Source organism: Polaromonas sp. P1_F9, from assembly GCF_056405615.1.
In genome coordinates this window covers 746,537-758,761 of the sequence record NZ_JBFUBT010000004.1, presented here as the reverse complement: position 1 = coordinate 758,761, position 12,225 = coordinate 746,537, and the positions used below count along the sequence as shown (strand labels likewise).

Below are 12,225 nucleotides of genomic sequence, written 5' to 3'. Positions count from 1 at the left end.
ATTTTTAACCCATCGAAAACCGGGCCGTGCCTGTTGAGCCGATGCTCCCGCTCGCCGGGCCAGGACTACCGCCCACGGGCTCATCAGCCGCAGATTTGCCGCTGCAGATTTTCCTGGCCCGCATGGCCAACGGCATCTCGCCCGCGTCCGTGCTGCTGGCGCAAGCCGACTGGCTGAGCCACCTGGTCGCATCGCCGGGCAAACAGTCGGAGTTGGCGGCCAGCGCCTGGCACAAGCTGCTCCAGTGGATGCACTATGCTGGCCATTCCTGCTACGGCGATTGTCCCGGCTGCATAGAGCCCGAGCCGCGCGACAAGCGTTTCTTCGCGCCGCAATGGAGCCTGCTGCCCTACAAACAGCTGGCCCAGGCCTTCCTGCTGCAGGAGCGCTGGTGGGCCGAGGCAGGCGCGGACGTTCGCGGGGTATCGCGCCACCACCAGGAGGTGGCCGCGTTTTCGGTGCGGCAATGGCTGGACATGTTCGCGCCGTCGAACTTCGTGCTGACCAATCCCCAGGTGCTGGGAAAAACTTTGCGCACCGGCGGCGCGAACCTCGCCGGCGGATTCTCGAACTGGTGGCAAGACGCCATCGAGCGCGGCGACCAGGCCAACGCGCTTGACGAGGTTGCCACCGACACCGCCGGGCAGGGCAGTGGAGGGCAGGGGAGCAGGTACTGAATTCATGCGATCTCCTTTGATTTGCCGGCAGGCTCTATAGATGTGTCGTTGCGAGCGTTGATCTGCCGCACGGCGCGGGCCAGCGAGGGCGCCATGCGAATGGCATTGGAAGGGTGGGTGACCGTGTCGCAGCTCAGCACGCGCGACACGCCGTCTTCAAGCAGCCGGCGCTGGGCCTCACCGTCAAACAGCGCGTGCACAGCGACGCACACGGGCGCGCCCAACCCGGCTTTGCCCAGCAGGCGTGTTGCGGCGAGCATGGTCTCGCCCGTGGAAACGATGTCGTCGAGCAGCACCGGCACGCGCCCCGGCCAGCGCTCGCGGCTGGCGAGCCTGACACCTACGTCCCGGTCGCCGCGCCGCGTTTTGCGCAACACCGTCCATGGGGCGCCAACGAGCCGGGCCACTTCAGCAACCCACTGACCGCTTTCCTGATCGGGCCCGATCAGCCAGGGTGATGGGATATGGCTGCGCAGCCAGCGGGCGATCAAGGGGGCGGCTGGTACGACCTGCGTCCGGATGGAATAGATCTCGTCCAGCCTGCGCACGCGGTGCAAGTGCGGATCGACCGTCACCAGAAAGTCCAGCGACGCGGACAGCAGCCGCGCATAGCTGCGTGAGGTGACGGCTTCACCGGGATGAAAACGTTTGTCCTGCCGCATGTAGGCCAGGTAAGGTGCAACCAGACCAACCTGCGAGGCGCCCAGTTCGTGCGCCGCGTCCGCCGCAAAAATCAGGGGCAGGGTCTTGGCATCCGGCTGGTTCAGGCTGCCAGCCAGAATGACGCAGCAGCCCTCGACTGCGGCGTCGATACGCACGCCGGTTTCACCGTCGGGAAAGTTATGCAGTGCCAGTTCGCTCCAGCCGCAGCGCAGGCTGCGCGCGAGCCGCGCGGCCAGTTGTGCGCAGCCGGGCAGGGCTACAACCAGCATGGGCCCGCGCTTCATCTCGCATCCTCCATCACATGCACGGCTTCAGCCTGCGCGGTGGCGTATTCCAATGCGTAGGTCAGCTCGCCCGGTGAGGCCGCGTGCAACGTGAACAGGGGTTGGCCGCGTTCCACGACCGCGCCCAGCTGCACACTCATGGCGATTCCGGCACACGCAGAGGTGGGCGCCCCCGCGAGTTTGGCGATGCGGGCCAGACGCCGGTTGTCGATGGCGATCACGGTGCCGGCGCGCGGCGAGGGCACGGGCTGCTGGCAGGCAGCTACCGGGGGTTCACGCAGGCCGCCCTGTGCTTCGCAAATCTCCTGAAATTTCTTCCAGGCGCGTCCGTCCTCCAACACGGACGTAGCCAGCGCGATGCCGCCGCCCACCGGCGCCGCGCCGCCAAACTCAAGAATTTGCCCGGCCAGATGCAGAGAGCGCTGCGCGAGGTCGGTTGGCGCAGTACCCTCGCGGCGCAGCACGGCCAGCACGTCACGCGCTTCCAGTGCGGGGCCGATGCCACGGCCCACAGGCGCCACACCGTCGGTTTGCACCACGCGCATTTGCAGGCCCAGCGCCTGGCCGACTTGCTCAAGCTGCCGCGCGAGCTGGTTGGCCGCATGCGCGCTGCGAACTTTGGCGGTCAGGCCGACTGGCATGTCGATCAGCACGTGCGTAGCGCCGGCCGCGGCCTTCTTCGACAGGATGGATGCGACCAGCTGCCCCTGGCTGTCGAGGTCCAGCGGTCGCTCGACGCGGATGAGAATATCGTCGGCCGGGCTGAGCCGCACGGAGCCGCCCCAGACGATGCAGCCACCGGTGCGCTCGACCACGCGGCGTATCTGCGCCACGTCCAGGTCCACGGGTGCCAGCGTCTCCATGGTGTCGGCCGTACCTGCGGGGGAGGTGATGGCGCGCGATGAGGTCTTGGGCATCCGCAGCCCGCAAGCCGCGATGATGGGGACGATGACCATGGTGGTCCTATTGCCGGGCAAGCCTCCCACGCAATGTTTGTCCATAACCAGCCCTTCGCCCCAGTGCATGCGTTCGCCGGCATTGACCATGGCGCGCGTGAGCGCGATGGTTTCGTTCATGTCCAGGTGCTCGCCCGCGCAGGAGGTGATGAAGGCCGCAAGCTGCAGGTCCGAATAGCGGCCTGCCGCCACGTCCCCGATCACTGCATCAATGGCTGCCTGCCCCAGGCGCTTTCCGTAAACCTTGGCGCGCACATGGCCCAGCGATTCGAGCGGCGCGGGGTGGCGCAGCGAAACCTCCGCGCCCGGCCGCGCGTTGAGCAGGCGCCAGGCGGCCTCGGAAAGGCCGGCTTCATCCGGCGACAGGAAATCGCCGCTGACGACATTGAGCGTCGCGACGATGGTTCGGTCGTCCAGCCGCAGCTCCACCCGCGACTGGGCTTCGAAACCTTCCGAACGGCATACAGGGCAGTCGCGGTGCATGTACAGCACCGGTTCCTGGTAGGTGTCTATGCCCAGCCTGCGCAAGCGCAAGCGATTGGCGACGGGCGTGTGGGGAGGTTCGTGCATGGTGGCTTTTCTTGCCACTGTAGGCGCGGCAAACGCCGACAGCCTTGATAAAACGCAAATCCGGGCTATGTGCGCGTCATCCGGCCGGAGGCGGCGAGCCACCTGCCGCCGGCGCCTGCGTGAAAGCGCGTTCCTGTGCCGACAGTGCTTGCGCCGTCTCCCGCAGACGGTCCAGCACGGTGCCGTCAGCTTCAGAAGCATCTCCCCGGCGAGCCAGCAGGCGCGTGCGCAGCACGGCCAGGGGTGCTTCGCAGTCGATGATGTAAAACGGCACTCGCTGGGCCAGTGCCAGCGCATGCGCCTGGTCGCGCTCAGTACGGCGCAGGAAAGCGGCATCGAGAACGACCGGATACCCCGCTTGCAGGGCTGTGCGCGCGATGGCAAAGAGGTGTGCGTAGGTGCGCCCGGTTGTGTCGGCCTGGTACAGGTCCACTCCTCGTGCCCGCGAATCCTCCAGCGTGCCCAGACCATGCAGGCGTTTGCGTTCGACGTCGGAGCGCAACCGAATCGCGCCTTCGCGCTCGACAATGCGTTGCGAAGCGAAGGTTTTTCCCGAACCCGGCAAGCCATGGGTAATGAACAGCCTGGCATTGCCGGGTGCGGCCCAGGTCAGCGCCGTGTCCAGATAACGGCGCGCGGCAGGGTTGGCGGCATCGCGCAGCTGCTCTACCTGGGCTCGAATCAATGCCCGATAGACGACGGAAAAGCGCAAGGCCGGCACGCTGCCGTGGTCACCTGTGCGGTCCAGCCAGGCATTGAGGAAACGAAAGCACAGATCCTTGCGCTGATAGGTCCAGAGATCCATCACCACGAAGGCGATGTCGTCGAGAATGTCGATCCAGCGCAGTGCCGGATCGAACTCTATGCAATCGAAGGCTGCGACACCGCCATCCAGGCGCACGATGTTGGCCAGGTGCAGATCACCATGGCATTCGCGCACATGGCCGTCCGCCTGCCGCGCGGTCCACAGCGGTTCGAGGGCAGCCGCCTCGGTGAGTAGCCAGGCCTTGAGCGCGCCGTGCGCGGCCTCGTCCATCAGCGGCAGGGAGCCTTCCATCGCGGCAAGCGCGGTCTGCCGTCGTTGGCGAGCGCTGGCAAAGCCACTGGAGGCCGAGGCGCGGGGCGCGTTTTCATGGAAGCTGACCAGCAGTGCGGCGAGTTCGTCAATATCATTCACACCCAAATCGCCCGCAACGGCTTTTTCACTGAACAGGGCACCTGGCGCAAAGCGGCGCATGCATACCGCATGCTCAAGCACAGGCCCCTCACCGTCCAGCGCTGGCGAGTACGACGTTCCCGTGATGCGCGTGACCCCAAGGTAAAGCGAAGGGGCGAGCCGCCGGTTCAGGCGGACTTCTTCTTCGCAGAACCGCCGCCGGGCCTGGAGGCTCGCATAGTTGACGAAAGGCAGATGGACCGGCTTTTTGACTTTATAGGCCTTGTCCTTTCCCAGCAAAATCCAGGAGATGTGCGTCTCTATCAACTGCGCATGCAAAACGCCGGCCAGCGCATGAACCTGGTCGCGTGCGGAAGGGAGGGCATCGTCTGAGGCATGCATGGGAAAACAATACTCCGGGTCCGAAAGCTTCCCTTGACGCTGGTCAAGCGGCGTGAAATCAAGGATCAGATGAGAGAAGCGCGCGAAATTTCTGGCTGACTGGCATGTGAGCTCGAGAGCGCGCCCATTAGATGGCCTCGTCAAACCGGCAGGCATCCTAAAGGTGCGCCATCACCCTTCGCCTGAACCTGCGGGGCGCCGCCATCCGGACGTAGAAGAAGCGCTTGGCCCCCTCGGCCAGAGCCAGGTAGGCCGGCACCATCACCAGCAGCCAGGCAAAAAAAGCCGAGGGTGGCGGCTCGAAGTGAAAGATCCGGCCCAGTGGCGTGAAGGGCAGTAGCAGCGCCACGGCCACAATGGCCAGCGAGGTGGCCGCCAGCACCGCGCTGGGACGGCTGGCCCAGGGCCTGCCGCGCGTGCGGATCACGAAGATGACCAGCACCTGAGTCACCAGCGACTCGATGAACCAGCCGGTGTGAAACAGGACTTCGTCCGCATGCAGCACCCGCAGCAAAATCCAGAATGTCAGCAGGTCGAAGGCGGAGCTGACCAAGCCGAACAACCACATATAGCGCTGGATGAAGGCCATGTCCAGCGCCCGCGGGCGGCGCAGGTCGCCGGGGTCGACCCGGTCCAGGGGGATGGCCGCCTGCGACAGGTCGTAGAGCACGTTGTTAAGCAGGATCTGCGCCGGCAGCATAGGCAGAAAGGGCAGAAATAGCGAGCCGGCGGCCATGCTCAGCATGTTCCCGAAGTTGGAACTCGTGCCCATCATGATGTACTTCATGACGTTGCCGAAGGTGCGCCGGCCTTCGAGCACGCCTTCGTACAGCACCGAGAGGTCGTGGTCCAGCATCACCATGTCGGCCACTTCCCGCGCCACGTCGACGGCGGAGTCCACCGTGATGCCGACGTCGGCCGAGCGCAGCGGCGGCGCGTCGTTGATGCCGTCGCCCAAGTAGCCGACCACGTGGCCGCGCGCCTTGAGCGCCAGGATGATGCGGTTTTTCTGGGCCGGGTTGACGCGGCAAAAAAGCGTGATGCGGCCCACGCGCGCGCGCAGCGCCGCCTCGTCCATGTGCGCAATCTCCTGCCCGGTCAGGACGCCCTTGACCGGCAGCTTCAGCAGGCCGCACAGGTGCTGGGCGACCAGCTCGCTGTCGCCGCTGACGATCTTCACCGCCACGCCGCTTCGCGCCAGCGCGGCCAGCGCGGCGCCGGCGCCGGCCTTGGGCGGGTCCATGAAGGCGGCGAAACCGGCGAAGACCAGCTCGCTCTCGTCGCGGATGTCGGCATGCGGATGGTCTTTGGGCACCTCGCGCCAAGCGACGCCGAGCACGCGCAGGCCCTCGCGCTCCAGCGCGTGGCAGCGCTCGCGCAGGCTGCCCCGTGCGGCCTGGTCAAGCGGCGCCGGCGCGCGGCCTTCGTCCCCCTCGCGGCGATTGCACAGCGCCAGCACATCGTCGGGCGCCCCCTTGACGACCAGCCAGCGCGCGTCCCCGCGGTCGACCAGCACCGACACGCGCCGGCGCTCAAAGTCAAAGGGCACTTCGTCGATCTTTTGCCAACCCGAAACGTCCACCCCACGCGCGAGGATGGCCTCATCCAGCGGGCTCCTGAGGCCGCTTTCGAACACGCTGTTGAGGCTGGCCAGCATCAGCACGCGGGGCGCGTCGCGGCCGTCCGCGTCCACGCAGCGCTCAAGGCTGATCTTCGCCTCGGTGAGCGTACCGGTCTTGTCGGTGCACAGCACGTCCATGGCTCCGAGGTTCTGGATGGATGCCAGGCGCTTGACGATCACGCGGCGCGCCGCCATGCGCAGTGCGCCGCGCGACAGCGTGACGGAGACGACCATGGGCAGCAGCTCGGGCGTGAGGCCGACCGCGAGCGCCACGGCAAACAGGAAGGAGTCGAGCAGCGGCCGGTGCAGCACCTGGTTGACCAGCATGACGAACAGCACCAGCAGCAGCGTGATGCGCATTAACAGCATGCCGAAGCGGTGCATGCCGGTTTCGAAGGCGGTGGGCGGCGGCTCGGCCTGGATGCTGCGCGCTACCTCGCCGAGTGCCGTGGCGGGGCCGGTCGCCATGACCCGCATGCGGGCGCTGCCGCTGACCACGGTGCTTCCCATGAAGGCCGCGTTGAGGGCTTGCTGCAGCTCCACGGCGCCGCAGTCCAGCGCGCCGGGGCGTTTTTCGACGGGATAGGACTCGCCGGTCAGCAGCCCCTGGTTGACGAAGAAGTCGCGGGCTTCGACGACCCGGCCGTCGGCCGGCACGCGGTCGCCGGCGGACAGCAAGACCAGGTCGCCGGGCACAAGGTCGGGCACCGGGACATCCTGCACGCACCCCTCGCGCAACACACTGGCGCGCAGGGCCACCGAGTCGCGCAGCTTCCCGGCAGCCCGGCCCGCGCGATGCTCCTGCACAAAGTCCAGCGTGACGCTTAGCAGCACCATCAACATGATGATGACAAAGTTGGCCACGTCGCCGGTGGCGGCGGAGATGGCGCTGGCGGCCAGCAGTACGAGCACCAGCGGGTTGCGAAAGCGCGCCAGGAACTGCAGCGCCAGCCATTGCTTTTTGCGCGCTTCGAAGCTGTTGGGGCCGAAGCGCGCCAGCGCCTCCTGCGCCTGAGCCTGCGACAGGCCGGGGCTTCCGGCCGGCGCCAGCTCCAGCCACCAGGGCCGGGCTGCCCGGGCGGAGGCTGTGGCCCCGTCCATCACCGGTACGCCGTCAATGGCCGGTGACCAGGCCTGCGGCCGCCTGGTGCCGCCGCTGCCGGCCCAGCGCCAGCAACTGGGCCTCGCTCGGGTGGTCCACGGTCTCCCAGGCTGTGATGCGCGGCGCCAGGGCAGGGCGATGTTTGTCGACGTAGTGGCGGAAGTCGGCCTGCGCCGTGTGCCCTCCCGTCACCAGGACAGACTCCATGCCGTCCAGCGCATCGCAGATCTGGCCGAAAAATTCATGCCGGGTGCGTACCTCGCTGCCGTGCTGGGGTGTGGCATGGGAATGCGTGTGAAGCTTGCGTGCCTCGGCCTGTTCGGCGTCGAACTGGATCAGTTGGGCCTGGTGATGGTCCAGCCAGACCACGGCGTGAAAAAAGGGCATGTAGGACTCCTGATGCGGCGCGCGCCGGCCGCGTTGGGTTGCAAGATGGACTGTCTGTTCGATGAGCTCATCCACTCTAGGGAACAGCCGCAGGCGGGGGCTTGATCTAGCGCAAGGCCGCGCTCCTGAGCGGTCCGCCGGGCACGCCGCCGCTTCGAACGATGTTCAGGCGCCGACTTCCAGCTTGTTGACGATGCGGGTCACGCCCCTGGCGGCGAATGCCGCGCCGGCGGCGGCTTCGCGCTCGGCCAGCGAATGCACCTTGCCGTGCAGGGTGACGACGCCGCCCTTCACGTCGATCTGGATGTGCCGGGCTTCGCGGTCGGCCTGGCGTTCGAGCGCGGCGCAGATCTCCGCCGCGACGTCGCGCGTGCTGACGGTAGGCTTGACCGCGATGTTGTTGGACAGGCCGCGCACGCCCACCAGGCCGCGCACGCATTTTTCGGCGGTGCGGCATTGGTAGGCCCAGTCGACGTCGCCGGTGAGGGTGACCCAGCCTTTTTCCACCTCAACCCGGATGCGGTCGGGCGGCAGCAGTGCGCTCCAGCGCAATGCGGATGCGGCGACCGAGGCGATCTCGGAGTCGCTGCGATGGTGGGCCGCCACCAGCTTCACGTCCAACTCGATCGCCAGCCCACGCACACCGGCCACACGGCGCGCGGCCCGTTCCGCTGCGATTTTTTCGGCGAAGGTATTCAGATGTCCCGTGAGCGTCACTACACCGTCATTGACGAGCACGCCTATGCTGGCTGAATTGACGGCGGGGTCCCAGGCCAGTTCGGCGCTAACGTCGGCCTTGAGCTGCATATCGGTTTTCATGGCTTGTTCCTTGGATGAAGTGATCACCACCACAGCGTGATGATGCCACTGTAGACAGACGAGGGGGTGCCTGTTTTGATATTCCTCAAGCGCTTGCTTGTCGCACAAGCCGTCGCCTGTTCCAGGAGCCGCTAAAGTTTCTTCGCTGCGGGAATGCGCAGCGGCACGTAGGCTGCGTGGCCGTCCCGCAACACCAGCAGTGCGACGCCGGCGCCGGGCTCCAGGCGCGACAGCACGTGATCAAAATCTGCCACGCTGTCCAGCCTGAGCTCGTTGGCGGCGATGATCACGTCACCGGCCTGCAGGCCCTCGCTGCGCGACAATCCCGCGGTCTGGCGCACCAGCAGGCCGCCGTCTATGCCCAGCTGCGCCTGCAGGTCCTTGCCGGACTCGGTCAGCGACAGGCCTAGGCGGGGGAGGTCGCCGGCATCCAGCGCGGCCAGGGGGTGCGCAGCGCTGGCGGGGGCTTCCGACAGCGTGACGCTTGCCGCCTTTTTTCGGCCCTGGCGCCAGATCTCCAGCGCGGCGGGAACCCCAGCGCCGTGGTCGCTCATCTGCAGCGCCAGGCTGCTGAAATCCCGGATCTTGGCGCCGTCAAAAGCGGTGATGATGTCTCCGCGCAGCAGGCCGGCCCGCTCCGCGGGGCCGCCGGGCGTGACCTGTACCACCAGCGCACCGGTGGGGTCCCGTACCCCGAAAGAATGCGCCAGCGCGGGTGTCATGCCCTGCAGCTTTGCCCCCAGCCAGGCACGCCGTATCCGCCCCTGCAAGCGCAGGCGCGAAGCGATGTCGACGGCCAGGTTGACGGGCACGGAGAAAGATACGCCCATGTAGCCGCCGCTGCCGCTGTAGATCAGCGAGTTCAAGGCGACGATCTCGCCGTCGGCATTGAAGAGCGGACTGCCCGAGCTGCCCGGGTTGATGGCCACGTCGGTCTGTATGAAGGCGGTCTCACCGCTACCGGACAGAAAGCGGTTTTTCGCGCTGACGATGCCCGCGGTGACGGAGCCCGGAAAGCCGAAGGGCGAACCAATCGCCGCGACCCAGTCGCCGACGGCAAGCCTGGAGGAGTCACCTATCGGAGCGGGCGACAGGCCCGTGGCCTCGATTTTCAGCAAGGCCACGTCGGTGATGCGGTCCATCCCGATCAGCCGGGCGGGAAAATGACGCCCGTCCTGAAGCCGGACTTGGGCTTCCTCCGCATCCCACAGGACGTGCGCGCTGCTGACGATATAGCCATCGGCCGTGAGCACAAAACCGGACGCCAGGTCGCGCACCTCACCACGCGCGAGGCTGATGGGTTGCGGCCTTGCCATCCGATCGCCGAAGGTGTCCGGCGGAGCGAATTCGGGTTCCGGGTCGTCGCTCCCGCTGCGCGCCCATGCGCTGATGGTGCTGATTTCCACGACACCTGCTCCGCGGCTGGCCACCACGGCGCCCGCCGAGACAACGTTGCGGCGGGTCAGCGGATCGGCATGTGCGCCCTGCAAAGCCAGCATGGTGCTCGTCAGCAGGCCTGCCAGCAAAAGACGGTAAGGTTTCATGGGGTCATTGAACACGGCGCCTGGATCAAGCCGTTTGCGCCACCTCAAGCCGTCTTGAAAAATGCAACGGAAGCGTTCCGCCTCAATCTGCGCAGCCGCCATCGGGACTGACTTCGGTACCGGCACGGCCCGCCAGCATTTCCTCGATCTGGGCCAGCGAGCCTATCAAGGCCTTCTTGCCGGTCTTGAGCACGAAGCCGGCGGCGGCCTGCACCTTGGGGCCCATGGAGCCTGCGGGGAAGTTATGGGTCAGCAGTTCCTGCGGCCTGACCTTGCCGGCGGCGCGCTGCGACGGCGTTCCCCAGCCCAGGTAGACAGCGTCTACGTCGGTGGCGATTACCAGGCAATCGGCTCCCAGTTCCTGCGCGAGCAGGGCTCCCGTCAGGTCCTTGTCGATCACGGCATCGATGCCTCGAAGAGAACGCCCGCTGGCAGCGCGCACCACTGGGATGCCGCCACCACCCGCGGCGATCACCACCGCCTCATGCTGCAGCAGCCAGCGGATCGGGTCCATGCCCAGCACACATGTTGGGAGAGGCGAAGCCACCACGCGCCTGAAGCCTGCCCCGTCCGGCGCAACATGCCAGTGCATGGATTGCTCAAGCCGTTCGGCTTCCTCCCTGGCATAGACGGGCCCGATAGGTTTGGTGGGCTTCCCGAAAGCCGGATCGGCGGGGTCGACTTCCACACGCGTAAGCAGGGTGACCACAGGGCGGCCGGGTGGAAGGTGATTGGCAAGTTCCTGCTCCAGCAGGTAGCCGATCATGCCTTCGGTTTGCGCGCCCAGGATATCGAGTGGATAGGGCGCCACTGCCGCGTAGGCCGAGTTCTGCAGGGCCAGCAGGCCTATTTGCGGCCCGTTGCCGTGCGTCACCACCAATTCATGCTGCAGTGCGACGCGGGCCAATTGGGCCGCCACGCCCTGGATGTTTTCCAGCAGGTGCTGCGCGCTGAGTGACTGGCCCCGGCGCAGCAAGGCATTGCCGCCCAGCGCCACGACCAGCTTCATGCGAGGGTGGCCACGAGTACGGCCTTGATGGTGTGCATGCGGTTTTCCGCCTGCGTAAACACAACGGACGCATCGGACTCGAAGACCTCATCGGTCACCTCGATTTCGCTGAGGCCGTAGCGCTCGTGGATCTGACGTCCCACTTCAGTGTCCAGGTTGTGAAAGGCCGGCAGGCAATGCATGAAGCGGGTACTCGGCTTGCCGGTGGCCTTCATCAGGGCGCTGTTGACCTGGAAGGGCAGCAGTTGCTCGATACGCAGTTTCCAGGTGTCGTCGGGCTCACCCATGGACACCCAGACGTCGGTGTAGAGAAAGTCTGCATTCTTGACTGCTTCGGTTGGATCGTTGCTGAGGGTGATGCGTGCGCCTGTTGTCTTGGCCAGCTCTCGCATTTCGCTCACCAGTTCGGGCGGTGGCATCAGTGCCGCGGGAGCGGCGATGCGCACGTCCATGCCCATCTGCGTGCCGCCCACCAGCAGCGAACAGCCCATGTTGAAGCGGGCGTCGCCCAGGTAGCAAAAGGACAGTTCGTGCAGCGGCCTTTCGCCGAACTCCTGCATCGTCAGCAGGTCTGCCAGCACCTGGGTCGGGTGCGACTCATCCGTGAGCCCATTCCAGACCGGGACGTGCGAGAAGCGCGCGATTTCTTCCACCACCGTCTGGTGAAAGCCGCGGTACTCGATGCCGTCATATAACCGGCCCAACACCCGGGCAGTGTCCTTGAGAGACTCCTTGTGCCCCAGCTGCGAACTGACCGGGTCGATGTAAGTCACATGGCCACCCTGGTCGTGCACTGCGACTTCGAAGGCGCAGCGCGTGCGGGTGGATGCTTTCTCGAAAATCAGCGCGATGTTTTTGCCCTTGAGGCGGGCGAGTTCATTGCCCGCGTATTTGGATCGCTTGAGCTCGGCGGCCAAGTCCAGCAGGAAACGGATGTCACGCGGGGAGAAATCCTTGAGGTCCAGCAGACTGCGGTTGTGAAGGTTGAAGCTCATGGGTAGCCGTCTTTCGTGGATGCCTCAATGGCGGGAAAGG

The 12,225-nt window shown here is 66.2% G+C and carries 10 protein-coding genes; 1 reads left to right on the top strand and 9 read right to left on the bottom strand.

Features of this window, described 5'->3' with window-relative positions:
* Positions 1 to 26 precede the first annotated feature (26 nt).
* Positions 27 to 677, top strand: a complete 651-nt coding sequence (locus AC1DYR_RS14975; protein ID WP_477705775.1) for a poly-beta-hydroxybutyrate polymerase N-terminal domain-containing protein — start codon at positions 27 to 29, stop codon at positions 675 to 677.
* Between the two features lie 2 nt (positions 678 to 679).
* Here the strand turns inward: AC1DYR_RS14975 and AC1DYR_RS14970 are convergent, their stop codons facing one another.
* The 9 genes from AC1DYR_RS14970 to argF form a co-directional block, all read right to left on the bottom strand.
* A complete protein-coding gene (locus AC1DYR_RS14970; RefSeq protein ID WP_477705774.1) occupies positions 680 to 1,609 on the bottom strand; it encodes a ribose-phosphate pyrophosphokinase in 930 nt (309 codons plus the stop codon).
* An 11-nt stretch (positions 1,610 to 1,620) separates the two neighbouring features.
* Complete coding sequence (locus tag AC1DYR_RS14965; RefSeq protein WP_477705773.1) at positions 1,621 to 3,150, bottom strand: thymidine phosphorylase family protein; 1,530 nt, start codon at positions 3,148 to 3,150, stop codon at positions 1,621 to 1,623.
* 76 nt (positions 3,151 to 3,226) lie between these two features.
* Complete coding sequence (locus AC1DYR_RS14960) at positions 3,227 to 4,708, bottom strand: bifunctional aminoglycoside phosphotransferase/ATP-binding protein (RefSeq protein WP_477705772.1); 1,482 nt, start codon at positions 4,706 to 4,708, stop codon at positions 3,227 to 3,229.
* A 157-nt stretch (positions 4,709 to 4,865) separates the two neighbouring features.
* On the bottom strand, positions 4,866 to 7,430 hold the full coding sequence (gene mgtA, locus AC1DYR_RS14955; protein WP_477705771.1) for a magnesium-translocating P-type ATPase: 2,565 nt from the start codon (positions 7,428 to 7,430) through the stop codon (positions 4,866 to 4,868).
* Between the two features lie 13 nt (positions 7,431 to 7,443).
* Positions 7,444 to 7,818: a hypothetical protein gene (locus tag AC1DYR_RS14950; protein ID WP_477705770.1), complete on the bottom strand. Its 375-nt coding sequence runs from the start codon at positions 7,816 to 7,818 to the stop codon at positions 7,444 to 7,446.
* A gap of 165 nt (positions 7,819 to 7,983) precedes the next feature.
* Complete coding sequence (locus AC1DYR_RS14945; protein WP_477705769.1) at positions 7,984 to 8,637, bottom strand: BON domain-containing protein; 654 nt, start codon at positions 8,635 to 8,637, stop codon at positions 7,984 to 7,986.
* A 131-nt stretch (positions 8,638 to 8,768) separates the two neighbouring features.
* A complete protein-coding gene (locus AC1DYR_RS14940) occupies positions 8,769 to 10,181 on the bottom strand; it encodes a trypsin-like peptidase domain-containing protein (protein WP_477705768.1) in 1,413 nt (470 codons plus the stop codon).
* A gap of 82 nt (positions 10,182 to 10,263) precedes the next feature.
* Positions 10,264 to 11,190, bottom strand: coding sequence for a carbamate kinase (gene arcC, locus AC1DYR_RS14935; RefSeq protein ID WP_477705767.1), 927 nt, complete (start codon positions 11,188 to 11,190; stop codon positions 10,264 to 10,266).
* Positions 11,187 to 12,185 carry an ornithine carbamoyltransferase gene (gene argF, locus AC1DYR_RS14930; protein WP_477705766.1) on the bottom strand — a complete coding sequence of 333 codons (999 nt, stop codon included), beginning with the start codon at positions 12,183 to 12,185 and terminating at the stop codon, positions 11,187 to 11,189. Before argF ends, arcC begins: the two co-directional genes overlap by 4 nt.
* Positions 12,186 to 12,225: the final 40 nt, after the last annotated feature.